Here is a 26,523-nt window from a genome sequence, read left to right as displayed (position 1 = left end):
CCAAATAAATAATTTATAATCTAATTGGTTTGTCAGTGTAGTTACTCACAAAGCAATCAACTTTATAAAATTTAAATACCTCACAATCATCCTCAGCACTTTTAAAGTTATAGTATTCACCTAACTTTAATCGGTAATAGGTTTTATTATTGACCTTGGCTTTTTCCACGTTAGTAGTAATTTTATCTCTGAATAGAGGCGCCGCTTTTCTATTAATTTTCTTCCACTGCTTAGCAACACTCTCTTCTGAATCAAGCGAAGCTACCTGCAAAGCAAATACCTTTCTATTAGTATCAACCATTGCCACTTTTGTTGCCTTCGATATTTTAGAAGCGACCTTTTTATTCATCCTTGGATTAATAGTTTTTACTGATGAACGAACAGAGCGGTTACTGTAACTTTTTGGAGGGGCTGTAATCATTTTTTTAGGCACACTTGCATGGCGACTGTTGTATCGCTGATTTTGTAGAGCGTCCCTATTAGTTGGTTTTGCGTAGCGATTACTATATCTTTGCTTTGGGCGCTCAACTTTATCTGACGTGCTTGCGTAGTTATTACCATACCTGAGGTTTGGCGATGTATTAGCCTTAATTGATGAGCGTGCATAGCGATTGCTAACAGCCTGATTTGATTGCGCTATTGCTTTACTATTAATAATATCTAAATTATCAACTAAATATGTAAGCTCGCGTTCTAATTTTAATAGCCGCTCAATACCAGAGCGCGCCTGTTGCCATTGCAAAGCGGCATCTTTTAGCTGTGCAAGCTCAAGTGCGGTAATGGTTACATATTCAGGAGAATCTTTAACTTGTTCATTTAACGTAGTTTTATCTGGCGATATAGTACAGCCACTCCCAATTAACATGAGTAACGCTATAACTAAATATCGGTGATACTTTATGCTGCATTCACACATTGATTGTTTCTCTTTCAACAGTTTAGATCGCTAAATTGAGCCAATTTACAATTGGCCTAATAAAGAACGTTAACTACAAAACAACTTTAGTTAACATAAAGCTTACATTACAAACCCAGATCTGTCTGTATAACTGCAAAAATAGTTATAATTAAAGTCCTGAAAAAGCGACTTTACAATCAAAAAAAAAGCGCCATATAGGCGCTTTAAATAAATAAAGAACTGATTAGATTAACGTTTTAATAAAGGTCTTAAGCTCATCAGCAAATTCATCGCGGCGTAAGGCAAATTCAATCGTCGCCTTCAAATAACCAATTTTACTACCACAATCATGGCTTCGGCCTTTGATAGCATAAGCGTCTACTTTTTCGTTTTGCATAAGCATCGCAATTGCATCTGTTAGCTGAATCTCATCACCAGCACCTTGTGGTGTTTTAGCTAATAATGGCCAAATATTTTTACTCAACACGTAACGACCAACCACAGCAAGGTTTGAAGGTGCCTCGTCAACGGGTGGCTTTTCTACCATACTCTTAATGGGTGAGCTTTCACCTTGGTTTAACTCAACATCACCTAAATCAACAACACCAAATTTATCTACGTCATCTTTAGGAACTGGTTCAACCATAATTTGACTGTGTTTACTTTGCTCAAAACGAGTGATCATTTCCGCTAAATTATCTTTTGTTAAATCACTTTCCACTTCATCGATAATAACGTCAGGTAAAATAACCACAAAAGGTTCATCCCCTATAATAGGGGCAGCACAGTTAATAGCATGACCTAACCCTTTTGCCTCACCTTGACGCACATGAATAATCGTCACGTCGTTAGGGCAAATAGACTGTATTTCGGCAAGTAATTGCCGCTTTACACGTTTCTCTAACGTAGCCTCTAATTCAAAGCTAGTATCGAAATGGTTTTCAATTGAGTTTTTACTCGAATGCGTTACTAACACTATCTCTTTAATGCCAGCGGCAACGGCTTCGCTCACAACGTATTGAATTAGTGGACGGTCTACAACTGGCAGCATTTCTTTTGGAATTGCTTTAGTGGCCGGTAACATACGTGTTCCAAGGCCCGCTACAGGGATCACTGCTTTCATTATGCTCTCCTTATTTTTTAAACTGAAAATGGGTACTGAATCGCTTCATGGCATTGATAGCCAACCACCTCAAAGTCATCACGTGTTACCCATGTTTCTATATCTTCGAGTGATTTAATCTCTGGGTTGATTTTTAATTGGGGAGAAGCAAATGGCTCACGCTTTAACTGCACATCTCGCATTAAATCGAGCTGGTTTTCATAAATATGAGCATTGGTAATTTTATGATATGCCTTACCCGCTTTATGGCCGGTAATTTGAGCAACTAATGCAAGCAATACAAAACATTGAATTTGATTAAAATTAAGCCCCAATGGAACATCACAACTGCGTTGATATGAGGTTAAATACAGGGTGTCGCCCAATAATGAAAAGGTATGTGTGTGCATACATGGGCGCAAGCAACCAAGTTCAAATTCACCAGGGTTGTAAAATGTAATAATTTCGCCGCGATCATCTATGCCATTTTTTAAATTATTAATGACCTTTGCCAGTTGATCCAGTGTTGAACCATCAGGGCGTTGCCAGCCACGTCCTTGAACGCCATAAACGCGCCCCATATCATCCTCACCTTTACGGTTAGGATTATTGAGCCAGGCACTATTTTCATTGGCGTTAGCATCCCAGGTTTTACAGCCTATACTACGAAACTGCTCAGCACTGTCATAGCCTCTTAAATAACCTAACAATTCAGCAATAGCCGCTTTGTAATAGCTCTTTCGAGTGGTGATCATAGGGAACTGATTATTCGCCACATCGTATTCTAAATCAGCGTTTATAACCGTTAAACAACGTGTACCGGTACGTTTATTTTCAACCCATTGTCCTTGGTCAACAATGCGCTGACATAATTCTAAATATTGTTTCATCTAACTTCTTCTTTTAAACTTTTGCCGCTGTTTGCGATTGTGGTTGTTTATAGGCCCAAATAAGTAAGCCTAACCCGCCAATGATCATAGGTAACGATAGAATTTGCCCCATTGAAATGAAGTCGGCAAATAACCCCAATTGCGCATCGGGTTGGCGAAAATACTCAATACCAAACCTAAATACGCCGTAACCCAGTAAAAACAAACCTGACACACTTCCCGCAGGACGAGGACGCTTAATAAACCACAATAATATGACAAACAATACTAGACCTTCAAAAAAAGCTTCGTAAAGTTGTGATGGGTGGCGTGCAAGCGGGCCTCCAGTTGGAAATACCATTGCCCATGGAACATCGGTAGTGCGGCCCCATAATTCGCCGTTAATAAAGTTACCTATACGCCCGGCAAGTAAACCAACTGGCACTAAAGGCGCTACAAAGTCACCGACTTGCAATAAGGACTTTTTACGCTTGTAAGCAAAAATAGCAATCGCAGTGATCACCCCAAGTGTGCCGCCATGAAACGACATACCACCCTGATCGATTCTAAATAAATATAAGGGGTTTTCGATAAAATAACTAAATTGATAAAACAGAACATATCCAACACGACCACCTAATATAACGCCCAGCATGCCGTAAAAGAGTAAATCACTGACTTCGTCTTTAGTCCAACCCGACCCTGGTTTTTTAGCTTGACGATTAGCAAACCACATCGCAAACGCAAAACCAATTAAGTACATTAACCCATACCAACGAACGCTAAGTGGTCCAACAGAAAATATTATTGGATCAATTTGAGGAAACTCCAGTGCCATAAAAATAAACCTTTAGCTAAAAACCATTTTAATAGCGATGAAAACCAGTAACATCGCGAAAACTTTCTTAATTGTATTCACAGGTAAGTAATGTGTTGCCTTAGCCCCAATAGGCGCTATAAACCATGAGGTAACAACAATCCCAAATAAAGCAGGTAAATATACAAACCCCATAAAACCATGCGCTAAGTCCGTTACATGCCACCCAGCGCTGATGTAACCGATAGACCCAAAAAAGGCAATTACAATACCACATGCAGCAGCGCAACCAATTGCCTTTTTAATATCAACCGAAAAATAATGCAACATAGGCACAAGTAATGCACCGCCACCAATGCCAATTAATCCAGACAAAGCCCCCATTAACGAACTAACACTAGCTAGCACGGGGCCTGCGGGCAAAGGGTGTTCTGCGCTCACTTTATTACGAGCAGAAAGTACCATTCTCATTGCAATAAAAACTACACTGACGGCAAACACCGTTTTTAACATTTTCTCAGGGATAAAGCTGGCAGCAAAGCCACTTACCAATGCACCAATGGCCACGCCCGACATAACCCAAGGAGCAATTTCCCAAGGCACATTATCATTTTTATGATGAGCCAACGCTGAAGAGGTAGAAGTAAATAAAATAGAGGCTAAAGATGTTGCAATGGCGATAACTAACACATGATCAGCAGCGGCAACGTCAAAACTAAGTAGCAAACTACTTAGCACTGGCACAATGATTAAACCACCGCCTATGCCTAGTAACCCTGCTAAAAAACCAACAATGCAGCCTAACAGCGCACAACTTGCAACTAGAAGTCCTAGTTCATACATAGTTATCTCTAATACATTTAATTATAAGTATATTTTAATTGATTATATAAACAATTACAGTTCTATCATTTTGGTGTATAAAATAAATTACCTAGCTGATGCTCTATCATAAAACTACGAGTTAACCGCAGTACTTGTTTAGCGTTGGGCTGTGCCAAACATTCGCTCAGTAATTGTTCCATGTCGCTTACATTTAAGCGCCTTAGCACCCACTTCACTTTGTTTAGTGACGATAAGTTCATGCTTAAACGCCTATACCCCATAGCAATCAGTAATATTGCGCCCTCGGGGTCGCCACCAAGCTCCCCACATAAACTAAAGGGCAATTCATAGTGCTCACACTCGCTGGCAATATTATTTAATACACGCAACACGGCTGGATGGTAGGGGTTAAATAAATCGGCTACGCGTGCATTTGCTCTGTCTACGGCTAATAAATACTGAGTTAAGTCGTTACTACCCACTGAACAAAAATCGACTTTTCTAGACCACTCTGGCAGCATAAATACACTTGAAGGTACCTCAAGCATAATACCAATATCAGGCCTTTCTATTAGTTGCTCAGGAAATGCTTCACTTAACTCATAATAAGCTTGGTTAAACAATGCCAGTGACTCTTCAACCTCATCGGTGCCACTGATCATCGGCAGCATTATTTTTAAATTACCTAAGCCAATATTCGCTTTTAGCATCGCTTTGAGTTGATCTAAAAAAAGCTCAGGATGATCTAAGCTAATTCTAATACCTCGCCATCCTAAAAACGGGTTTTCTTCGGTAATGTTAAAATAATCTAAAACTTTGTCGCCACCTATATCTAACGTTCGCATAACAACGGGGTTAGGGTAATAGCTACTTAGTACTTCTCGGTACCACTTTTCTTGTTCTTGTTGCGATGGAAACTGCCCCTTTTGCATAAACCATGCTTCGGTTCTGTAAAGGCCAACACCATCACAAATATGGGCACTATTTTGTTGGGTATTAAGCTCAAGCCCTGCATTAAGTAATAAACTAATATGCTCACCGTCTAAAGTGATTGCAGGCAGTGCTTGTTCTTCTAAAAACCGATTATTGAGTAAGTTATCTTGGTGTTGTAATTCGGTATACTCATCAATAAGCATTTGCGAAGGCGAAATATATAAACGCCCAGCAAAAGCATCTAAAATCATTTCTTTACTATCAAACTGCAATAGCGGTAAATCTTCAATACCCCAAATCGCAGGCACGCCCATAGCACGGGTTAAAATAGAGGCATGGCTATTGGCTGAACCATTAATACTCACAACCCCCGCTAAACGCTCATTGGGCACCTCTGCTAACATAGCTGGCGTTAGTGTGTGCGCTATTAAAATGGTGTTTTCAGGGTAGTCTTTTATTGCGTGTTCGGTATTCACTAAGTGATGCAGCACTCGTAAGCCAATGTCTTTAACATCAACCGCACGCTCTTTAATGTAAGGGTCTTGCATTTCGTTAAACTGTGCAACTAAACGTTCAATCACAATTTTTAATGCACTTTTTGCACACCACCCTTCTTGTAATTGTGTCTCTACATTATGACCTAAACTTTTAGCATCTAGTAATTGCTGATATACATCAAATACAGCCAACGCCTCTTGCGGTATGCTGTCACTTAACGTCATCGATAAGGTGCTAAATTCTTTGCGCGTAGCAGCAACCGCTTGGGTGAATAAACGGCGCTGTTCAATGACATCATTATTCTTAGTAAGTTCTATGGACTTAAAATTAAGTTTAGGAATAACAACAAAAGCTTTACCAATACTTATACCAGGTGCGCTAGAAACCCCTTTTAATACCGATGTTTGATGAGACGACTCGTCTTGGCGTAATACTTCTTTTATTTCAGCATGGGCTAATTGCGAAGCTAACTGCGCAGAAAGCGTAATTAAAAACGACTCCTCATCTTGAGAAAATACCCGCGCCATTTTCTGTTGAACAACAATAACACCTAACACTTTTTTTTGATGAACAACAGGCACAGACAAAAAGGCGTTATAACCTTCTTCGTTAACTTCTGGGGAGAGTTTAAAACGAGGATGCGACTTGGCAAAGGCAATGTTAATTGCTTCTTCACGCTGAGCAACAAGCCCAACTAAACCCTCGGTAAAGCCAATTCTAAATTTGCCCACCGCATCAGGGTTTAACCCTTCGGTAGCCATCAGTACAAAATTATCTTGGCTGTAATCTGCAAAATAAATGGAGCAGCACTGGGTATTCATGGCATCTTTTACCATTTTCACAAAGCACACTAACGCGTCGTCTAAATTCGCTTGTTGCGAAACAGACTCAGCTATCGCTCTGAGTGTTGCCAGCATACACTGCTCCTTTTTATGTAAAACTACCTTTTATTTCGCCAGTGATCTTTTTGTTGCTCTCGCTTATTAAAGGGCATAGCAAAGGGAGCAAACTCTTTCATAACACGTCGATAAACGTCCCGTTTAAACGACACAACCTGTCTAACCGGATACCAATAACTTACCCATCGCCAATCATCAAATTCCGGATGATGGGTTTTCAGTAAGTTAACATCTTCATCTTTACAGCGCAGTTTTAGTAAAAACCATTTTTGTTTTTGCCCAATACACACCGGACTTGAATCTCGGCGGATTAATCGTTTGGGTAATTTATAGCGTAACCAATGTTTTGAGCTTGCAACTATTTCTACATCTTCTGGTCGCAAACCTACTTCTTCGTGTAATTCACGGTACATAGTTTGTTCTGGTGTTTCACCATCATCAACACCACCTTGGGGAAATTGCCAAGAATGTTGACCATAGCGTCTGGCCCAAAACACTTGCCCCTGATTATTGCAAATTACAATTCCGACATTGGCACGAAAACCTTCGGCATCAATCACCTTAGTGCCTCATTTGTAAGTCGATTTTTTATGATTGTTCCACATTAGCTGCAATACGGCAAATACTATTACGTGCAAGCCTCGTTAACACCTTCGCTTAAGGCAAATTAATGGCGAAATCCATTGCATGTGAATAACAAACAACACTGCCATACGTAAATACATAAAAACCACACTGTTTGTGCTGGTTACTCACAGCTTGTGCATAACTTTTGTAAAACACGCTCATTTAGCAAACAAATCCACAATACAAGATCAAAAAAGTGATGTTCTCCACAGAATCTGTGGATAAACATGTTTATACATCTGTATTTATCCTTACAACAATTATAGACCTTAATTAAAACTGAACACCAAAAACAAAAAAAACAATGTAGTTCAGTTACTTAGTTAATTTTAGCGTTTTAAAGCAGTGCATAAAATTGCACCAACCACGGCACGTATAAAAATCAACCAACCGCTAAAGATATCCACTATCAAGCTAATTTGCTATCATGGCGTTGGTATTTATTCAACTAAATTAACAGTATGCAACCTTTAAAACCTCATTCAATTAATCAACTAATGCAACGTGTCAATAATATTGCAGGGCTCACACTTGGACAACTAGCACAGCAGTACCACTTTAAAACGCCAGATGATTTATTGCGTGAAAAAGGCTGGACAGGTCAACTGATTGAGTATGTATTAGGCGCAACCGCTGGTTCAAAACCGCTCCCCGACTTTGAAGATTTAGGCATAGAGCTTAAAACATTACCTATTTCATATAAAGGTAAACCGCTAGAAACCACCTTTGTGTCGGTCACCCCGCTAATGAATGTAACTGGCATGACGTGGCACACAAGTAGCGTACGTAAAAAGTTGAATCATGTTTTATGGTTACCTATTTTAAGTGAGCGCGATATCGCTCCTTTTGATAGAACCATAGGCAGTGGCTTTTTGTGGCAACCTTCCCCCGCGCAAGATGCACAATTGCAGCGAGACTGGGAAGAACAAATGGAGCTTATAGCTCTTGGTAGAATTGATGAAATCTCAGGTCATTTAGGGGATGTAATACAAATACGACCAAAAGCAGCCAATAGCCATATTGTTACCGATGCAATAGGCCCAAACGGACAAATTATAAAAACTCTGCCACGTGGCTTTTACTTAAAAACCAGTTTTACGGGTGATATTTTAAAAAAGCAATTTCAGCTTTAATTGATGAAAAGTAACTAACGTTAGGCTTGTTTAACCTAGATATTCGCACTGCTTGCTTAACGCCCGTAGCTCGATGCTCGTAGCCCGTTTCTTTGTCCCTTTTTTGCTATTTTTTACAAAAAATCCCCGCATAAGCGAGGATTTTTATAATCTTAAATATCAGATTCTGATTAGAGAATTACTGACCTTTAACTTCTTTTAAACCATTGTACGGTGCTTTAGCGCCTAATTGCTCTTCAATACGTAGCAATTGGTTGTACTTAGCAACACGATCTGAACGGCTTAATGAACCCGTTTTAATTTGACCTGCAGCAGTACCTACTGCTAAATCAGCAATAGTTGCATCTTCAGTTTCACCAGAGCGGTGAGAAATAACCACTGTAAAACCTGCATCTTTTGCCATTTTGATTGCAGCTAACGTCTCTGTTAATGAACCAATTTGGTTAAATTTAATTAAGATTGAATTGGCAATACCGTTATCAATACCGCGTTTTAAAATCTTAGTATTGGTTACGAATAAATCATCACCCACTAATTGAACTTTATCGCCCATTAGTTTGGTTTGGTGTGCAAAGCCATCCCAATCAGACTCATCTAAACCATCTTCAATTGATACAATTGGGTATTGCTCAGTTAAATCTTTTAAGAAGTGGTTAAACTCTTCAGATGTAAATTGCTTACCTTCACCTTTAAGGTCATAGATATTTGCTTCTTTGTTATAAAACTCAGAGGCCGCACAATCAAGTGCAAGGGTAATATCTTTACCAAGCTCATAACCGGCATTTGCAACAGCCACTTTAATAGCTGCAAGTGCAGCTTCGTTTGATGCAAGGTTTGGTGCAAAACCACCTTCGTCACCTACAGCTGTTGAATGTCCATCTGCTTTAAGTACCTTAGCTAGGCTATGAAATACTTCAGCACCCATACGCAATGCTTCACGGAAGTTAGTAGCACCTACTGGCTGAACCATAAATTCTTGAATATCTACTGAGTTATCAGCGTGCTCACCGCCGTTGATGATGTTCATCATTGGTAGTGGCATAGAGTAAACACCTGGCGTGCCATTTAAGTCAGCAATGTGCTCGTAAAGCTCTACTTTTTTAGATTGTGCAGCCGCTTTTGCGTTAGCAAGTGAAACCGCTAAAATAGCATTAGCACCTAGTTTTTCTTTGTTTTCAGTACCATCTAAATCAAGCATTACTTGGTCTACATCACTTTGAGCAAGTGCGTTTTGACCTTTTAGCGCTTCTGCAATTTCATTATTAATAAAGCCAACCGCTTTTAATACGCCTTTACCTAAGTAACGCGCTTTATCACCATCACGTAATTCTAATGCTTCGCGAGTTCCTGTAGATGCACCTGAAGGTGCAGCAGCACGGCCCCATGAACCATCAGCTAAATATACCTCAGCTTCAACAGTTGGGTTACCACGCGAGTCCATAATTTCACGACCGATTACTTTTACGATTTCTGACATCTTGATTCCTCTATATTCCCAAAATGGTGAGTGCGGCTAACCTGAGTTTGGCTAGCCTTAGAAACAAAAAAGGCCGCGCATCATGCACAGCCTTTTTATATTACGAAGACGCTTTTTGATAGGTATGAGCCGCAGCTACAAACCCTTCAAATAGCGGGTGACCATCACGTGGTGTTGAAGTGAATTCCGGGTGGAATTGCGCTGCAATAAACCAAGGGTGATCTTTATTCTCAATAATCTCTACTAGTTTTTTATCTTCAGATAAACCTGTAAAGCTTAAACCAGCTTGCTCAAGTTGTGCTACAAAGTTGTTGTTAACTTCATAACGGTGACGATGGCGTTCAACAATTTCGTCGCTACCATACACATCATGTACTTTAGAGCCTGGTGTTAAATGACATTTTTGTGCGCCTAAACGCATAGTGCCACCTAAATCAGATTTTTCGTCACGTAATTCAACATTACCTTCAGCATCTAACCACTCAGTGATTAAACCAACCACTGGCGAGTCTGAGTTTGCGTTAAATTCAGTTGAATTTGCATCAACTAAACCGGCAACATTTCGTGCGTATTCAATAAGCGCAACCTGCATACCTAAACAAATACCTAAGTAAGGCACTTTGTTTTCACGAGCATATTTTGCCGCTAAAATCTTACCTTCAACACCACGACCACCAAAACCACCTGGCACTAAAATAGCATCTAAGCGAGAAAGAACATCCGTTCCTTTGGTTTCTAAGTCTTGTGAATCAACGTATTGAATATTAATAGTTAAACGATTCTTCAGTCCCGCATGCTTTAATGCTTCGTTTACTGATTTGTATGCATCTGGTAATTCAATGTATTTACCTACCATACCAATTGTCACTTCACCCGTTGGGTTAGACTCTTGATACAATACTTGTTCCCACTCAGCTAAATCAGCTTCAGGCGCGTCTAAATGAAAACGACGACATACAAAGTTATCTAACTCTTGCGATTTTAATAACGCAGGGATTTTATAAATACTGTCTACATCAGGCAGTGAAATAACTGCTTTTTCTTCAACGTTTGTGAACAATGCAATTTTTGCACGCTCGTTATTTGGCAGCTTACGGTCTGAGCGACAAATAAGAATATCTGGTTGAATGCCTACCGAGCGTAACTCTTTAACTGAGTGCTGAGTTGGTTTTGTTTTCACTTCACCGGCAGGGCCTAAGAATGGCACTAAGGTTAAGTGAATAAAAAGTGCGCGTTCACGACCAATTTCTGTACCCATTTGACGAATTGCTTCGATAAATGGTTGTGATTCAATATCACCTACCGTACCACCAATTTCAACGATTGCTATATCATGGCCTTCTGCGCCATCATAAACACGTTGCTTAATGTCATTGGTAATATGAGGAATAACCTGAATAGTTGCGCCAAGATATTCACCACGTCTTTCACGACGTAGTACATCTTCATATACGCGCCCCTGCGTAAAGTTATTACGGCTGGTCATTTTGGTGCGAATAAAACGTTCGTAGTGACCTAAATCAAGGTCCGTTTCTGCGCCGTCTTCGGTAACGTATACTTCACCGTGTTGAATTGGGCTCATTGTGCCTGGGTCAACGTTGATGTAAGGATCCAGCTTTAGAATGGTAACATCTAAGCCACGGGCTTCTAAAATAGCGGCCAATGATGCTGCTGCAATACCTTTACCCAACGAAGAAACAACTCCGCCAGTAACGAAGATAAATTTTGTACTCATGCGAACCCTAGAATATCAGGAATTAAAAGGAATATAATACCCAAACAAGTGATTTTGGAATATAAACAAGACGGGGCGAAATTGTACCAAAACATAGCTAAGCAATCCAGCTATAAATAGCAAATCTGTGCACAAAAAACAGACATTTTTTATGTCCCTATTTATTTAATTTTTTTATTGCATCCCATGCCGCATCCATTTCCTCTAAAGACGCTGACTCAATACATTTACCCTGGCCAATTAAGTAGTTTTGTACCTTTTCAAATCGTGCAGAAAACTTATCGTTGGCACTGCGAAGCAATTGCTCTGGGTCACGTTTAACATGGCGCGCTACATTCACGGTAGCAAACAACAAATCACCTAGCTCTTCTGCTGTATGGTCTGAGTGAGGGTTATGAGCTAAGGCTTCTTTCACTTCCTCAACCTCTTCACTCACTTTATCTATAGCTCCATGATAAGTCGGCCAATCAAAACCTAAAGCAGCTACACGTTGTTGAATTTTTTTAGCTTTTGTTAAGCTAGGTAAACTATTTGGTATATCTTGCCAAAGTGTTGAGCTTTCATCTTGGGGTTTAGCTGCGCGCTCTTGTGCTTTTATTGCTTGCCACTGCGCGGCTAATTCGGCATCAGTTGTGGGTGTGTCTTGCGATGAAAATACATGCGGATGACGACGTATCAGCTTCTCATTTAACTGAGCCACCACATCATTAAAATCAAATAATTGCTGCTCTTGCGCTAGTTGCGCATAAAACACGATTTGAAATAACAGATCACCTAGTTCACCTTTAAGTTCATTTAAATCGTCGCGCTCAATACAATCAGCCACTTCATAGGCTTCTTCAAGAGTGTGAGGTACGATTGACGCAAACGTTTGCTTGAGATCCCAAGGGCATCCGCCCTCAGGGTTTCTCAGTGTTTGCATTATTTCCAGCAGTTGGCTTAAAGCCTCATTGTTAGCCTGATTACTGCCCTCGTTTTGCACTGTGTACCCCTTCGATCTGATGTAGCTTAGACAGCACTTTGTTTGTGCCTTGTAAGTCATGCACTTCAATTTGCATCACAAAAATAGCAGTTTGAGTGCTATCAACCGTGTTTACGTTCATATTGAGCACATTAACTTTTTCATTGGCAAGTGCAGAACTGATGTCACGAATTAAGCCAGAACGATCACTGGCTTCAATACGAATAGTTAAGGCGTAAGAGCTACTAATATCGTCTGACCAACTCACTGAAATAACACGCTCGGGGTGCTTGTTTTTTAAATTACTAAACGAATCACAATCCTCTCGGTGCACCGCAATACCGCGCCCTTGAGTAATATACCCAATAATTTCATCCCCAGGTACTGGGCGACAACAACGAGCAACATGGCTCATTAAACTACCGACCCCATCCACCACAATACCGTTTTTGTCACCAGTCACTTTACTAGGCGATTTGAAACGAATTACCGGCTCATGCTCTGTTCTGTCGGTAATAAAGTTAAGCATTTGGTTAAGACGAATATCGCCTGCGCCAATGGCGACCATTAAGTCATCAAGTTCTCTAAAATTAAAACGCTTTATAGCAGGATCTAAATCTTTATAAGTTAGCTCTAATTTTTGTAATTCGTTATCAAGGATTTCTTTACCCGCACTTAAATTTTTATCGCGGTCGAGCTGTTTAAACCAATGGTGGATTTTGGCTCTAGCGCGAGACGATTTAATATATCCCAGCGACGGGTTTAACCAATCACGGCTTGGGTTTGGCTGCTTTTGGGTTAGTATTTCAACTTGGTCACCAGTGCTTAACTGATGAGTAAATGGCACTATTTTGCCAAATATTTTTGCGCCAATACATCGATGCCCTACATTGGAGTGAATGTAGTAAGCAAAATCAAGAGGCGTTGCCCCCAGTGGTAAGTCAAAAATATCGCCTCGAGGGGTAAACACATACACACGATCTTCAACCACTTGGTTTTTAAGCTCTTGTGCTAAATCGCTGCCATCAACCACTTCTTCTTGCCATTGCAGTAATTTACGCAACCAGCTAATTTTTTGCTCATAGCCTGAACCACGCCCTGGCAATGCGCCTTCTTTGTACATCCAATGCGCGGCGACACCCAGCTCTGCATCTTGATGCATGTCGTGTGTTCGTATTTGAATTTCAACGGTTTTACCCTCAGGACCAAACACAACCGTATGAATAGATTGATAGCCATTTTGTTTTGGGGTCGCAACGTAATCGTCAAACTCTTTATTTAAATGACGCCAATTAGTGTGCACTATACCTAGGGCGCCGTAGCAATCTTGTAATCGTTCAACCACAATTCGCATGGCGCGTATATCAAATAGCTGATCAAACTCGTAGTTCTTTTTCGCCATTTTTTTATAAATGCTGTAGATATGTTTTGGCCTGCCGTACACCTCAGCTTTAATACCCGCTTCATGGAGGCGTTGTTTGACCTGTTCAACCATATCAACCATATACGCTTCACGGGCAAGGCGCTTATCATCGAGCTGCTTGGCAATGTTTTTATAAATATCGGGATGCAAATAACGAAAAGCTAAATCCTCAAGCTCCCATTTTAATTGACCAATACCAAGACGATTGGCAAGCGGTGCAAATATATCAGCGGTCTCTTTGGCGGCAACTACTCGCTCTTCTTCTGCGGCATCTTTGACATTGCGTAAATGGCAAACCTGTTCGGCTAATTTAATCACCACAGCGCGCACATCTTCCACCATAGCAAGCAGCATCCGGCGAATATTATCGACTTGCACAGTGCCATTGCCTTGATGAGCTAAGGTACTTATGGTAGCCATTTGTGACACACCTGTAAGCAGCACTGCAACATGATTGCCTAAATGCTCTTCTACCGCATCAATGCTCACTACATCATTTAAATAATAAGGGGTTAAATAGGCTGTGGCTAAAGAGTCAGCATCTAAATTTAACTCAACTAAAATCTCCACCATTTCTATAGCGGTATTTTGTCGCTCGCTGTTATCGCACGTTTGGCAAAGCTGCTGCGCTTTGTTGAGTAAGCTGATTTTTTCTTGAGACAAATCAAGAGATTCTACGCGTGAAAAAAAGTCACCCGCTTTATCATGTTGATGAGATTGACGTGTCGCTACCATAATGCGCTTTACCTCCGTTGAAATAACGCCATAGTTTCGATATGCCCCGTGTGAGGAAACATATTCATTAGCCCTATCTTGTTCAGCTCAAAGCCGGCTTGCGAAATAATAGCGCTGTCACGGGCTAAAGTAACAGGGTCGCAAGAAACGTATAAAATCGCTTTAAACTGCGTTAATGGAAGCTGTTCTAAAACTGCCATCGCACCAGTGCGTGAGGGGTCGAGTACTAAAACATCTAATTCTTTATTAAACCACGGCGCTTTTTTAATGCTCGTGGTTAAATCAAAACAATGAAACTGGGTATTAGTAATAGAGTTAGTGTGCGCATTTTGTGTTGCTAATGCAACCGCCGAAGTTACGCCCTCAATTCCTGTTACTGTTTTAGCTTGTTTCGCTAACACTAAAGAGAAGTTACCAATACCACAAAATAAATCCAGAACATTTTCATCGCCTTGAAGTGCTAACCAGTTTGCAGCTTGGATCAGCATCGCTTGATTTACACTCGCGTTAACCTGAATAAAGTTACTGAGCCCAAACTCAAACGTTATATTTAACTGTTCAAGTTTATAAAATGGCATAGCTAAATGTGAATGTTCAATAGTATCACTGTCACTTTGCCACACTAACTGCCAATTATGAGCTGCCACACTTTGCTCAACAAACGCCTTATCATGAGGTGAAATCGCTTTGGTATGGCGGATAACAATAAAAGATTGTTCATCAGCGGCACATAATTGTAAATGACTAATACTGTGTAGCGTCTTGTTTTGATTAATGACTTTATCAAATACATTAAATACATCGGCAAATACGTCACTTAATACTGGGCACTGATTAATGCTAACAATGCTTTTAGAGCCACGTGCTCTGTAGCCTACCCGCATTTTTTTGGCAGCCTTGTCGAACATAACAGCTATTCGAGCACTGCGTCGATAATGAGTTGCTTGGCTTTGCAGCGGGGCTTGCCAGTTTAAATCGGTTAATTTTGCAAACTTGGCAAATAATTGATTCACCGCAGCTTGCTTTTCAATTACCTGTTGTGTGGTATCTAAATGCTGTAGCTGGCAACCACCACACTGACTGTAATGTTCACAAATAGGCGCTGTGCGATATTCACTAGCTTTAATTATTTTAAGCGTATCAGCTTGGCTGTAACGTGCTTTATCATCAACCAACTTGGCTTTTACTCGCTCACCAGGTAATGCTCCACTAACAAAACACACTTTATTATTGTACTTAGCAATACCACGGCCATGGTGATCCATTGCTGTAATATCGAGTTCTAGCGATTGCTGTTGTAGTGGTTTTTTCTTTGCTTTAAATATTTGTGCCATGAGGCATTACCTTAAAGGTTGATGAATTACGTCTCTACTTTGAGAATAGCTATGAGTATGTATATACTCACATTTAATAAAAATGATAATAATGCTCAGATTATGACCAAACTAGGCTTGCGCGATTCTGTTTTAACACTCACCCTGATCCCCACAGTGATCATTGGGCTATTACTAGGTGGTTATTTTACAATAAATCGTTACATTGAGCTTGATGAAATTTTATATCAACAAGGCACAACAATTTCTGAGCCTTTAGCGATTGCTCTTGAACAACCTTTACTGGAAAAAAATAAAAAACTACTTAATCGCGTGATTCGTTATACACATAACAAACACTCACCGGCGATTAAATCAATTGCTATTTTTAATGATAACAACCAACTTATTATAACTAGTAACTATCATCGCTCGTTCGATACCTTAATTGAGCAAACACAAATAGACAGTTTTAAAGCCACACATGTTCAGCAAACTGAAGAGTTAGTAACTTTTTTTACCCCTATTATTAATCACACAACACCTAATAGCGATTGGAATACCTCTGAGTTTCAGACCACATTAGGTACCGTAGTGATCCAACTTAATCGCGACAAAGCTGTTATTGGTCAGCAACGCGCATTATTAGTCAGCGGTATTATTATTATTCTTGCCTTAGTATTAGCAGCTATTTTAGCACTAAAACTTAGCCGTATGTTTATGACACCGCTAAATAAGTTAGTACTTGCTACCGACAGGTTAATTGAAGGAAAAAGACAAACAGGGTTAACTGAGCCCATGAATGGTGAGTTTGAACTATTGCGTGAAGGACTCAATACCATATCCCACTCTATGGTGATGCAAAAAGACGAAATGCAAAAAAATATTGATCAAGCAACTAGTGATTACCGCGAAACGCTTGAACAATACGAAACACAAAATATACAGCTCACTATGGCTAAAAAAGAAGCCCAAGATGCTAACCGCGTTAAGTCTGACTTTTTAGCAAAAATGAGTCATGAATTGCGCACACCACTTAATGGGGTTATTGGCTTTACTCGCCAGCTTTATAAAACACCGCTAAATAAAAACCAAAAAGATTACCTTGATACCATTGAGCTTTCAGCAAACAGCTTACTGACCATTATTAGCGATATATTAGATTTCTCCAAATTAGAAGCGGGTGCTATGGAGCTTGAATCGATTCAATTTCAATTACGCGATAGCGTAAACGAAGTGATGACATTACTGGCACCTAGCGCTCACGACAAACAACTTGAGCTCTCTATTTATATAAACCCTCAGGTGCCCGATCACTTAACCGGCGATCCCACTCGATTTAAACAAGTACTTATTAACCTATTAAGTAACGCTATAAAATTTACTGAAAAAGGCGCCATTAAAGTCGATATTAGCCATCGTTTGTTGGATGAGGAGCGTACTTCCATTTTAGTGTCGGTGGCTGACACCGGGGTGGGTATTCCTGCCGATAAACAAGACGCGTTATTTACCGCCTTTGGCCAAGCCGACTCCAGTATCACCCGTAAATTTGGTGGCACTGGCTTAGGGCTTATTATTACTAAACATATTGTTGAAGCAATGAATGGCCGTATTACCTTAAATTCAGCTCCAGGTAGTGGCACATGCTTTACTTTTAATGGCGTATTTAGATTACCAAATCATGTATTTATCAACGATTTGCCTACCCAGTCATTAATTGGTAAACGTGTTCTTTATCTAGAGCCACATAAGCATACCCATCATGCCGTTGTTTCATTATTACAAGAGTGGAAAATTAGCGTCACTCGATGTCATAGTGAAAGTGAATTTTTAGAATGTATCGAGAAATCAGAGATTAATTTTGATATATGCCTTATTGGTCACATGGCATCGGTTGACGATATGCAGCGCTTAAAAAGCTATGTAAAAGCGGTTAGAGAATCAACCGATTATTTATATTTAATGCTCAATACTGTATCGCACAATATGCGTGAAGCCTTTATAGGCAGTGGTGCAGATGCCTGTTTAAGTAAGCCGCTCAACCATCGTAAATTATGTGAGTTATTAGCCGCACCATACCGACTTGATCACCCGGCACATAACATAGACCAGCATGAACAAACTCTACTGCCATTAAAAGTATTAGTGGTAGATGATAACGACGCTAATTTAAAATTAATTTACACCCTACTCAACGAACAGGTGGAATTGATTGATACTGCCCATAATGGTTCACAAGCTTACAGCTTAAGTAAAAGTCATAAATATGATGTGATTTTTATGGATATTCAAATGCCGATAATGGATGGCATTACAGCCTGTAAACTCATTAAAGAGTCATCTTTGAATGAAGACACACCTATTATTGCCGTAACTGCGCATGCACTTAATAGTGAAAAAGAGCAATTATTAAAAGATGGCTTTGAAGGCTATTTAACCAAGCCAATTGACGAAGATATGCTCAATCAAATTATTTGCGATCATAGTCCGCAGTTACCTGTAAGCCGTGATAAGTCAAAAAGCACATTTGAACATAGCACCGCGCCTTTTGATAGCACTCGGCTTGATTGGACGTTGGCGCTGCAACGTGCAGGCGGTAAGCCTGAATTAGCCAATGAAATGCTTAACATGTTGTTATTAAGCGTGCCTGAAACCCTAAACTTATTAAATCAAGCAATAGTCAGCAATGATTGCCCTCAAGTACTCAGCGTGATCCACAAATTTCATGGAGCGTGTTGCTATACTGGTGTACCAAAATTAAAAACATTGGCTGAAACGATCGAAACATCACTTAAAAATGAATGCGTACTTGATAATATTGAGCCCGAACTGTTTGAACTTCAAGACGAGCTGGAAAACTTACTTGTTGATGCCAACATTGATAACAACAATAAAAAAGACGAGCTATAGCTCGTCTTGTCTATTGTTATTTATGATTCTAAGCGCGAGCTTCAAGCATTAAGCGTTTCATGTCACGCACTGCTTTATCTAAACCATCAATCGCTGCACGGGCAATAATAGCGTGACCAATATTAAGCTCGTAAATCTCTGGCATCGCTGCAATTGGCTTCACGTTGTGATAATGCAAACCATGGCCAGCATTAACAATTAAGCCAATACTCGCTGCATACTTAACGCCTTGGCGGATGTGTTCAAGCTCTTTCGCGGTGTCTTCATCGTTTGTGGCATCAGCATACGCCCCAGTATGAATCTCAACATAAGGCGCACCACAGGCTTTTGCAGCGTCTAACTGCGCTTTATCGGCATCTATAAACAGTGACACTTTAATACCGGCTTGCGTTAAAGTTTTAGTCGCTGCCGCTATTTTATCAATATTACCCGCTACATCTAAGCCGCCTTCGGTAGTAAGCTCTTCACGTTTTTCAGGTACTAAGCATACATATTCAGGTTTAACCTCAAGTGCAATCGCAATCATTTCATCGGTTACTGCGGTTTCTAGATTCATGCGTGTTTGAATGGTTTTAGCCATCACATACACATCGCGGTCTTGAATGTGTCTGCGGTCTTCGCGTAAATGAATCGTAATACCATCAGCACCGGCATGCTCTGCAACACTAGCTGCATGAGCTGGATCAGGGTAAGAAGTACCTCGAGCTTGGCGAAGCGTTGCAATATGATCTACATTCACGCCTAAAAGAATATCTTTCATGTTTGTACCTGTGAAATTTGTTTATTGAGAGCTAATAAATAACTCACGACTTTTTAATGGCTTATTGCCCAATAATGGCTTTAGTAAATAACGACTTAATTGCTTTGCCATATATAACACATCCGCTTGGCTAAAGTCATGATTTGCTATGGCATTAAGTTGTGAACCGGTAAATCCAGAACGCGTGTCATATTGCACCGAAAACCCTACTTCTGCAAAATAGCTATACGTTTGTGCCTCGTCAATTGGGTCACCGTCAGCGTCAAAACTAAAATCGACTCCATATCCTAGCAGCTCTAACAATTGAAATTCATAAGAGCGCAGTACCGCTTGCATGTCACTACCGCTATTAAGGTTTTCTAGGTGTGTTTTATAAAGTTGAAAAACTTGATCAATTGGCTCATTAATCGGCACAATGCGATTAGTTAGCTCATTTAAATAAAAGCCACAATAAAGCTTATCACCAGTTAGAAATAACGGGTTGCCGTAGAGCTCAAATTTATTAATATATTTTAAATCGTATTTGCCATTGTAATGGACGAGTAAGGATTGAAATGGTTGCAATTGGGCTTTGTGTTTAGTGGCCTGGCGGCCACTAACTCGTGCGAGCATTCTAAGCTGGCCAACGCCTTCTACCAGCATATCTAACATTACTTGCGAGTCACTATAGGGACGTCGATGTAATAAATAAGCTTTGTAAAAGTCGCTGTCCATATTAGGCTATTCGATACTTATTAATCTTCACCGTAGCCTAAGCTTCTTAAGGCGCGTTCATCGTCAGCCCAGCCCGATTTTACTTTAACCCATAGTTCTAAAAATACTTTATTTTCAAGCATTTCTTCTAGGTCTTTACGCGCTTCACGGCCGATCACTTTTAGCTTTTCGCCTTTGTTACCGATAACCATACGTTTTTGCGTTTCACGCTCAACTAAAATAAGGCCATTGATGTGCCAAACACCGTTTTCTTGCCATTTAAACTGCTCTATTTCCACAGTCACTGAGTAAGGTAGTTCCTCACCCATAAAGCGCATAAGCTTTTCACGGATCACTTCAGCAGCCATAAAGCGCATTGAGCGGTCAGTAACGTAGTCATCCGGAAAATAAAATTCGCACGGCGGTAAACGTTTAGTCACTTCTTCTTTGATCAGATCAATGTTTTTACCTTGAGTCGCAGATACAGGCATAATGCCTATAAAATCAAACTTATCGCCTAAAAATTTCATGTGTGGCAGTACAAGATCGCGATCTTTCACTTGGTCAATTTTGTTAATAACTAACAATACCGGCTTGCCGCTTTGGCTCACTTTGTTTAGTACCATCTCGTCATCGGCATTCCAATGGGTGCCTTCAACAACAAAAATAATCAGTTCAACATCGCCAATTGAGCTCGACGCTGCGCGGTTCATTAAACGGTTAATAGCGCGCTTTTCTTCAACATGCAGACCTGGGGTATCTACATAAACCGCTTGGTGTTTACCCTCAGTATGAATACCCATAATACGATGGCGCGTGGTTTGTGGCTTACGTGAGGTAATACTGACTTTTTGCTCAATAATTTCATTAAGCAAGGTTGATTTACCCACATTAGGACGGCCAACAATCGCAACCATGCCACAAAATGTGTCTATTTCGCCTTCATGAGGCTGTATTAAGGTATCAAGATTCATTTTTAAGTATCTTCAATGCTTTTTCGGCCGCTTTTTGTTCGGCTTTACGCCTTGAGCTGCCAACAGAAATAATGCTATCCATTCCATCAACGATACATTCAACCGTGAATGTTTGATTGTGTGCCTGACCTTTAGTGTCTACTACAGTATAGCCAGGTAATGATAGCTTACGAGCTTGCAAATACTCTTGCAGCAGGGTCTTAGGATCTTTTTGGTTAAGCCCTGGTGAAATAGCATCTAAACGTGATTCATACCACGCTAAAATAAGCTCGCCGCAACGATCAATGTCTGAATCTAAAAATACAGCGCCAATTATAGCTTCCACTGCATCTGCTAGGGTCGACTCGCGTCTAAACCCGCCACTTTTTAGCTCGCCAGGGCCTAAACGCAGGTAATCACCTAGCTCAAACTCAAGACCAAATTCAGCTAACGTCTGGCCGCGAACTAAAGTCGAACGCATGCGGCTTAAATCGCCTTCACGTGCTTTAGGAAATTTAGCGTACAAGGCATTGGCAATTACAAAACTCAAAATCGAGTCGCCCAAAAATTCGAGTCGCTCGTTGTGTTGACCTTTGTGGCTGCGGTGCGTCATTGCTTGCTCAAGTAGGCCTTGATCAGCAAATGTGTAGCCAATTCTTTTGTATAACTCTGTTACATTTTTTTTCATTGTTACTGAATATTACCTAGGCGTTCAAAACGAACACCAGTTGGAACCCATCCTGGTAAAATGTCATCTGGGCCATTATCAAATTCAAAACTCATCCATATAAAGACAGCTTTACCCACCAAGTTTTCTTTTGGTACAAAGCCCCAAAAGCGACTATCTTGGCTGTTATCGCGATTGTCACCCATCATAAAGTAATGATCAGCAGGCACCACCCATTCATCTGCAGGAGTGCCCAATTGCTGGTAGTAACGCCCTTTACGTTCAGGCGATTTTGGGTTGATTAAAATATCATGGCTAGAGGTCGTTAAATCTTCATTTAAACGCGCTAAAGCCATTGGGCCTTGCATAAATTCATCATCATTAATTAATTTAAAATCAATTTTATTGAATTCGTTGCAAAGAAGCGCGCCTTTTTGAACTTCGCCTTCTTCACATTTTGGTTGAATATATAAACGCTTGTCGCGATAAACAATTTTATCGCCAGGTAAGCCTATAGCGCGTTTAATATAATCAACTCTCTCATCTAATGGGTATTTAAAAACAACAATATCGCCACGCTCTGGTTCGCTCACATCCACTAACTGGCTGCGCCATACAGGGTCTTTAATTCCATAAGAATACTTTTGCACTAAAATAAAATCGCCTACTAATAAGGTTGGCATCATTGAACCCGATGGGATCTGAAACGGCTCAAAAATAAACGATCTAAAAATAGTGATAGCAGCAATCATCGGAAAAATCGACTTTGCTGTTTCAGTAATGACTGGCTCAGGCGCAATCAATGCTGCAGTTTCTTCATCAAGTTGGCCACCGGCAGAAGTTTGTGCAATTGCCAAACGCTCTTGCCTTTTAGGGGCAAACATTAAGTGATCTATTAACCATATTAAGCCTGAGCCTAAGGTTAATAACACCAATAAAACTGAAAAGTAGCCAGCCATTTATTATCCCTTTATTTTTTATTTACCAACTTTTAAAATGGCTAAGAACGCTTCTTGAGGCACTTCAACGTTACCAAGTTGCTTCATTCGCTTTTTACCATCTTTTTGTTTTTGAAGTAATTTTTTCTTACGACTTACATCACCGCCGTAACACTTAGCGATTACGTTTTTACGAAGTTGCTTCACGGTTGTACGCGCGATTACATGCTGACCAATTGCTGCTTGAATCGCAATATCAAACATTTGACGTGGTATAAGCTCTTTTAACGCATCAGCAAGCTGACGACCACGAGACTGCGCGCTTTCACGGTGTACAATAATAGCAAGGGCATCAACACGCTCGCCATTAATGAGTATATCTACACGTACCATGTCTGAGGTTTGGAAGTGCTTAAAGTTATAATCAAGCGACGCAAAACCACGACTGGTTGATTTTAGCTTATCAAAGAAGTCCATTACCACTTCGGCCATTGGCAGTTCATACGTTACTGCAACTTGCTTACCATGGTAGCTCATTTTAGTTTGCATACCGCGCTTATCAACACATAAAGTGATTACGCTACCTAAGTACTCTTGCGGTACTAAAATGTTAGCCTCTACTACTGGCTCACGTATTTCTAAAATATCGTTTACGGCTGGTAAGTCAGATGGATTATCAATTTGTGTAGTGCCCTCTTTAGTCACTACCTCATAAATAACCGTTGGTGCTGTGGTTATTAAGTCAATGTTGTATTCACGCTCTAAACGCTCTTGAATAATTTCCATGTGCAGCATACCTAAGAAGCCACAACGGAAACCAAACCCTAATGCGGTTGAATTTTCTGGTTCAAAGAATAACGACGCATCGTTTAAGCTTAGTTTGTTAAGTGCATCGCGGAACGACTCGTAATCATCTGACGCAATTGGGAACATGCCCGCGTAGACTTGTGGTTTAATTTTTTGAAAACCAGGTAAGCGCTCAGGTGCCGCATTCTTTTGATGAGTAATAGTATCGCCCACCGGTGCACCGTGTATTTCTTTAATACCGGCAATAACAAACCCTACTTCACCTGTACGTAAAATACCGGTATTAGTTTGTTTAGGTGTGAAAATACCCACATGATCTGCAGTATGAATATGCTCATTCGACATAATTTTAATTTTGTCGCCCGCGCGAAGTTCACCATGCTTAATACGCACTAGCGATACAACGCCTTGGTACGGGTCAAACCAAGAATCGATAATTAGCGCTTGTAATGGCTCGTCTTTATCACCAACTGGTGGCGGTACATCTTTAACGATCATTTCAAGTACTTCGGCAATACCCACACCTGTTTTAGCACTACATTGCACGGCATCAAGGGCATCAATACCAATGATGTCTTCAATTTCTTCGGCTACACGTAATGGGTCAGCTTGTGGTAAATCAATTTTATTTAGAACCGGTATAACTTCTAAGTCCATTTCGATGGCGGTATAACAGTTAGCCAATGTTTGTGCTTCAACACCTTGGCCAGCATCAACAACCAATAATGCACCTTCACACGCGGCTAATGAACGTGATACTTCATAAGTAAAGTCAACGTGACCTGGAGTGTCGATAAAGTTGAGCTGGTAGGTTTCACCATCGTTTGCTTTGTAGTTTAACGTTACACTTTGCGCCTTGATGGTAATGCCACGCTCACGTTCAATATCCATTGAATCCAGAACCTGCTTCTGCATTTCACGGTCGGTTAAACCACCACAAACTTGGATCAAACGGTCAGAAAGGGTCGATTTACCATGGTCAATGTGGGCGATGATCGAAAAATTACGGATATGCTTCATAAACTGGATTCTAAACTTCTATTTTAAAGGACTAAGGTCGCATGCCTAAATAACTTGAAAATACTTGCTGTGCATTTTCAAGTTACTGTGGCATAAAAACGCAATTTTACATTTAATTGGCGTCAATCACCATCTATTTGAGTTAAAGGAAGACTAATTGGATGAATTTTTATCACTTTAATCTCATGCCTAAGTGATTTTACCCATGTTTTAGCAATTAAGAAGCCGGTGATGCCACCCAATATCGCTGCTAAAATTTGCCAACCTTCAGCCAATAGTATTAATTCACTGGTTATTAAGGCAAAGATTAAACTCAAAAATAAGGGCAGCATGTAAACGGCAAAGGCATGTTTTACAACGTGGCTGTCATCCAGTGACATAGTCACTTTTTGTCCAACTTCTAGTTGCGTTTCGAATTTATAGGGTAAGGTTTTCTTTGCTGTACCAAATAACTTACTAAACACTTGAGAGCCACAACGACTATTACAGCCTTCGCAGGCCTGCTTTTGTTGAGCTTCTAAATGCGCAACGTGGCCACTAAGGGCCACGACGGTTAACGTTTGTTCTATCATCTATAATGCCCGTGAAACAGACTCAGCAATCGCTTTAGCGCTCATGGTTGGAATGTTTCCCACCACAGACACATCAAAATTTCCGCCGTTGTGCACATAAATAGTGGTTGCTCCTGAGGTGAGAGCTCCGCTTAAGCGCTTACCTGGTAGTGGCCGTTGCACAAATACTGATACCTCAACAAATCCATCAGAGAATAAATAGTAATCTGTTAATTCATTGTTTAAGTCGAGCTTATGTCTATCGGACTTAAGTAATTCAAACCCTTCAGGTAGCCATCCAATAGTCCAATTCATAGCATTCGCTTTGCTTTGTTCATCAATTGAATTAGCGGGTAATGGTGTTGGAAAATTACGATTAAGTACTTCTAATAATAAGCTTGCCGGTTGCTCAGTTACGCTAATGTGGGTAAGTTGTAATTGCTCAAGCGCTTCGCCTTGGTGATTCACATAGGCGGCTTTCAACAATAAAGACGACTCAGTATCAATCCAAATCCAATAGTTATATTTGTCATCGTTTTTAGATTCAATTCGAACCAGCTGAGCAGGACGCCCCGCAATACGACCTTTACCACCAAGCACAAAATCATAATGCGCACTTAAGCGGTTAATATCTTTAAATAAGACTTCTGGGATAGGCCCTGCAATTGAATCGGTTGTTAACGAGTAAGGTTCTGATTGTGGCTCAAAGTAGGTAACTTGATCGTCAATGCGGATCATTTCAAGGCCTGCACCATTAAGCAAACTTAAATGTTCAAGCTCTATATCACCTTGTTTAGCATGCACCCAACGGTAGGGCTCCATACTTTTACCCTTAACAACAACAAAAGAGGCGTCGAAATTACGAGTGTGAACTGCACTGGCCATTTCAAGCAGTAAATCTTTAGCAGGGTTTGTGTCATTGGCAAAAGTATTAAAACTCAGCACCAATGACATAATAAAAGTAATTACTTTCATCTAA

General features: G+C 40.3%; 22 protein-coding genes. 2 read left to right on the top strand and 20 right to left on the bottom strand.

Annotated features, from left to right (window positions below; translation table 11 throughout):
* Positions 1 to 13: 13 nt before the first annotated feature.
* The 7 genes from DK924_RS02310 to rppH all read right to left on the bottom strand — a co-directional run bounded on the left by DK924_RS02310 (position 14) and on the right by rppH (position 7,401).
* Entirely contained in the window at positions 14 to 865 is an 852-nt protein-coding gene (locus DK924_RS02310) for an SPOR domain-containing protein (RefSeq protein WP_109874247.1), read from the bottom strand.
* A gap of 277 nt (positions 866 to 1,142) precedes the next feature.
* Complete coding sequence (gene galU, locus DK924_RS02305) at positions 1,143 to 2,021, bottom strand: UTP--glucose-1-phosphate uridylyltransferase GalU (RefSeq protein ID WP_010387817.1); 879 nt, start codon at positions 2,019 to 2,021, stop codon at positions 1,143 to 1,145.
* 17 nt (positions 2,022 to 2,038) lie between these two features.
* Positions 2,039 to 2,890, bottom strand: coding sequence for a thymidylate synthase (locus DK924_RS02300; RefSeq protein ID WP_010387816.1), 852 nt, complete (start codon positions 2,888 to 2,890; stop codon positions 2,039 to 2,041).
* A 13-nt stretch (positions 2,891 to 2,903) separates the two neighbouring features.
* On the bottom strand, positions 2,904 to 3,707 hold the full coding sequence (lgt, locus tag DK924_RS02295) for a prolipoprotein diacylglyceryl transferase (RefSeq protein ID WP_055013228.1): 804 nt from the start codon (positions 3,705 to 3,707) through the stop codon (positions 2,904 to 2,906).
* 12 nt (positions 3,708 to 3,719) lie between these two features.
* Complete coding sequence (locus tag DK924_RS02290; RefSeq protein ID WP_109874246.1) at positions 3,720 to 4,529, bottom strand: sulfite exporter TauE/SafE family protein; 810 nt, start codon at positions 4,527 to 4,529, stop codon at positions 3,720 to 3,722.
* Positions 4,530 to 4,594: 65 nt separating this feature from the next.
* Positions 4,595 to 6,859 carry a phosphoenolpyruvate--protein phosphotransferase gene (ptsP, locus tag DK924_RS02285; protein ID WP_109874245.1) on the bottom strand — a complete coding sequence of 755 codons (2,265 nt, stop codon included), beginning with the start codon at positions 6,857 to 6,859 and terminating at the stop codon, positions 4,595 to 4,597.
* 23 nt (positions 6,860 to 6,882) lie between these two features.
* A complete protein-coding gene (rppH, locus tag DK924_RS02280) occupies positions 6,883 to 7,401 on the bottom strand; it encodes an RNA pyrophosphohydrolase (RefSeq protein WP_008111786.1) in 519 nt (172 codons plus the stop codon).
* Between the two features lie 528 nt (positions 7,402 to 7,929).
* Here rppH and mutH point away from each other — a divergent pair.
* Complete coding sequence (gene mutH / locus DK924_RS02275; protein WP_109874244.1) at positions 7,930 to 8,601, top strand: DNA mismatch repair endonuclease MutH; 672 nt, start codon at positions 7,930 to 7,932, stop codon at positions 8,599 to 8,601.
* A gap of 178 nt (positions 8,602 to 8,779) precedes the next feature.
* Here mutH and eno read toward each other — a convergent pair whose 3' ends face one another.
* The 5 genes from eno to rlmD form a co-directional block, all read right to left on the bottom strand.
* A complete protein-coding gene (eno, locus tag DK924_RS02270; protein WP_008111781.1) occupies positions 8,780 to 10,078 on the bottom strand; it encodes a phosphopyruvate hydratase in 1,299 nt (432 codons plus the stop codon).
* Between the two features lie 100 nt (positions 10,079 to 10,178).
* Positions 10,179 to 11,813 carry a CTP synthase gene (locus DK924_RS02265; protein WP_008111779.1) on the bottom strand — a complete coding sequence of 545 codons (1,635 nt, stop codon included), beginning with the start codon at positions 11,811 to 11,813 and terminating at the stop codon, positions 10,179 to 10,181.
* 157 nt (positions 11,814 to 11,970) lie between these two features.
* Positions 11,971 to 12,795: a nucleoside triphosphate pyrophosphohydrolase gene (gene mazG, locus DK924_RS02260; RefSeq protein WP_109874243.1), complete on the bottom strand. Its 825-nt coding sequence runs from the start codon at positions 12,793 to 12,795 to the stop codon at positions 11,971 to 11,973.
* Positions 12,776 to 14,932, bottom strand: a complete 2,157-nt coding sequence (gene relA / locus DK924_RS02255) for a GTP diphosphokinase (protein ID WP_010387807.1) — start codon at positions 14,930 to 14,932, stop codon at positions 12,776 to 12,778. The genes mazG and relA overlap by 20 nt, the downstream gene beginning before the upstream one ends.
* Before the next feature lie 8 nt (positions 14,933 to 14,940).
* The gene (gene rlmD / locus DK924_RS02250; protein ID WP_109874242.1) at positions 14,941 to 16,266 is read right to left on the bottom strand and encodes a 23S rRNA (uracil(1939)-C(5))-methyltransferase RlmD; all 1,326 of its coding nucleotides are present in this window, start codon (positions 16,264 to 16,266) and stop codon (positions 14,941 to 14,943) included.
* 102 nt (positions 16,267 to 16,368) lie between these two features.
* Here rlmD and barA point away from each other — a divergent pair, with 102 nt between their 5' ends.
* Entirely contained in the window at positions 16,369 to 19,155 is a 2,787-nt protein-coding gene (barA, locus tag DK924_RS02245) for a two-component sensor histidine kinase BarA (RefSeq protein WP_171039095.1), read from the top strand.
* A gap of 28 nt (positions 19,156 to 19,183) precedes the next feature.
* Here barA and pdxJ read toward each other — a convergent pair whose 3' ends face one another.
* From pdxJ to DK924_RS02205, 8 genes are all read right to left on the bottom strand, one after another.
* The gene (gene pdxJ, locus DK924_RS02240; RefSeq protein ID WP_010387803.1) at positions 19,184 to 19,915 is read right to left on the bottom strand and encodes a pyridoxine 5'-phosphate synthase; all 732 of its coding nucleotides are present in this window, start codon (positions 19,913 to 19,915) and stop codon (positions 19,184 to 19,186) included.
* 21 nt (positions 19,916 to 19,936) lie between these two features.
* Positions 19,937 to 20,629: a DNA repair protein RecO gene (gene recO, locus DK924_RS02235; protein ID WP_109874241.1), complete on the bottom strand. Its 693-nt coding sequence runs from the start codon at positions 20,627 to 20,629 to the stop codon at positions 19,937 to 19,939.
* Positions 20,630 to 20,649: 20 nt separating this feature from the next.
* Positions 20,650 to 21,582: a GTPase Era gene (gene era, locus DK924_RS02230; protein WP_010387801.1), complete on the bottom strand. Its 933-nt coding sequence runs from the start codon at positions 21,580 to 21,582 to the stop codon at positions 20,650 to 20,652.
* Positions 21,572 to 22,249 carry a ribonuclease III gene (rnc, locus tag DK924_RS02225; RefSeq protein ID WP_008466504.1) on the bottom strand — a complete coding sequence of 226 codons (678 nt, stop codon included), beginning with the start codon at positions 22,247 to 22,249 and terminating at the stop codon, positions 21,572 to 21,574. The genes era and rnc overlap by 11 nt, the downstream gene beginning before the upstream one ends.
* A gap of 2 nt (positions 22,250 to 22,251) precedes the next feature.
* A complete protein-coding gene (gene lepB, locus DK924_RS02220) occupies positions 22,252 to 23,187 on the bottom strand; it encodes a signal peptidase I (RefSeq protein WP_010387798.1) in 936 nt (311 codons plus the stop codon).
* An 18-nt stretch (positions 23,188 to 23,205) separates the two neighbouring features.
* Complete coding sequence (gene lepA, locus DK924_RS02215) at positions 23,206 to 24,993, bottom strand: translation elongation factor 4 (protein WP_010387797.1); 1,788 nt, start codon at positions 24,991 to 24,993, stop codon at positions 23,206 to 23,208.
* A 122-nt stretch (positions 24,994 to 25,115) separates the two neighbouring features.
* Positions 25,116 to 25,565 carry a SoxR reducing system RseC family protein gene (locus DK924_RS02210; protein ID WP_109874240.1) on the bottom strand — a complete coding sequence of 150 codons (450 nt, stop codon included), beginning with the start codon at positions 25,563 to 25,565 and terminating at the stop codon, positions 25,116 to 25,118.
* Positions 25,566 to 26,519 (bottom strand): MucB/RseB C-terminal domain-containing protein, encoded by a 954-nt coding sequence (locus tag DK924_RS02205; RefSeq protein ID WP_010387795.1) that lies wholly within the window; start codon positions 26,517 to 26,519, stop codon positions 25,566 to 25,568.
* Positions 26,520 to 26,523: the final 4 nt, after the last annotated feature.

This window comes from Pseudoalteromonas sp. meg-B1, from assembly GCF_003173795.1.
In the GTDB taxonomy this organism is placed as follows: domain Bacteria; phylum Pseudomonadota; class Gammaproteobacteria; order Enterobacterales; family Alteromonadaceae; genus Pseudoalteromonas; species Pseudoalteromonas undina.
The sequence above is the reverse complement of the archived record's forward strand: the minus strand, read 5'-3'. Positions and strand labels throughout refer to the sequence as shown.

What these genes read in the sequence shown, in the direction of transcription:
- era (WP_010387801.1), bottom strand. Translation starts at nt 21,582, where the DNA reads ATGAATCTTGATACCTTAATACAGCCTCATGAAGGCGAAATAGACACA.
- DK924_RS02205 (WP_010387795.1), bottom strand. Translation starts at nt 26,519, where the DNA reads ATGAAAGTAATTACTTTTATTATGTCATTGGTGCTGAGTTTTAATACT.
- DK924_RS02290 (WP_109874246.1), bottom strand. Translation starts at nt 4,529, where the DNA reads ATGTATGAACTAGGACTTCTAGTTGCAAGTTGTGCGCTGTTAGGCTGC.
- galU (WP_010387817.1), bottom strand. Translation starts at nt 2,021, where the DNA reads ATGAAAGCAGTGATCCCTGTAGCGGGCCTTGGAACACGTATGTTACCG.
- relA (WP_010387807.1), bottom strand. Translation starts at nt 14,932, where the DNA reads ATGGTAGCGACACGTCAATCTCATCAACATGATAAAGCGGGTGACTTT.
- recO (WP_109874241.1), bottom strand. Translation starts at nt 20,629, where the DNA reads ATGGACAGCGACTTTTACAAAGCTTATTTATTACATCGACGTCCCTAT.
- DK924_RS02310 (WP_109874247.1), bottom strand. Translation starts at nt 865, where the DNA reads ATGTTAATTGGGAGTGGCTGTACTATATCGCCAGATAAAACTACGTTA.
- rnc (WP_008466504.1), bottom strand. Translation starts at nt 22,249, where the DNA reads ATGAAAAAAAATGTAACAGAGTTATACAAAAGAATTGGCTACACATTT.
- rlmD (WP_109874242.1), bottom strand. Translation starts at nt 16,266, where the DNA reads ATGGCACAAATATTTAAAGCAAAGAAAAAACCACTACAACAGCAATCG.
- lgt (WP_055013228.1), bottom strand. Translation starts at nt 3,707, where the DNA reads ATGGCACTGGAGTTTCCTCAAATTGATCCAATAATATTTTCTGTTGGA.
- DK924_RS02210 (WP_109874240.1), bottom strand. Translation starts at nt 25,565, where the DNA reads ATGATAGAACAAACGTTAACCGTCGTGGCCCTTAGTGGCCACGTTGCG.
- pdxJ (WP_010387803.1), bottom strand. Translation starts at nt 19,915, where the DNA reads ATGAAAGATATTCTTTTAGGCGTGAATGTAGATCATATTGCAACGCTT.
- lepB (WP_010387798.1), bottom strand. Translation starts at nt 23,187, where the DNA reads ATGGCTGGCTACTTTTCAGTTTTATTGGTGTTATTAACCTTAGGCTCA.
- DK924_RS02265 (WP_008111779.1), bottom strand. Translation starts at nt 11,813, where the DNA reads ATGAGTACAAAATTTATCTTCGTTACTGGCGGAGTTGTTTCTTCGTTG.
- eno (WP_008111781.1), bottom strand. Translation starts at nt 10,078, where the DNA reads ATGTCAGAAATCGTAAAAGTAATCGGTCGTGAAATTATGGACTCGCGT.
- ptsP (WP_109874245.1), bottom strand. Translation starts at nt 6,859, where the DNA reads ATGCTGGCAACACTCAGAGCGATAGCTGAGTCTGTTTCGCAACAAGCG.
- DK924_RS02300 (WP_010387816.1), bottom strand. Translation starts at nt 2,890, where the DNA reads ATGAAACAATATTTAGAATTATGTCAGCGCATTGTTGACCAAGGACAA.
- barA (WP_171039095.1), top strand. Translation starts at nt 16,369, where the DNA reads ATGACCAAACTAGGCTTGCGCGATTCTGTTTTAACACTCACCCTGATC.
- lepA (WP_010387797.1), bottom strand. Translation starts at nt 24,993, where the DNA reads ATGAAGCATATCCGTAATTTTTCGATCATCGCCCACATTGACCATGGT.
- mutH (WP_109874244.1), top strand. Translation starts at nt 7,930, where the DNA reads ATGCAACCTTTAAAACCTCATTCAATTAATCAACTAATGCAACGTGTC.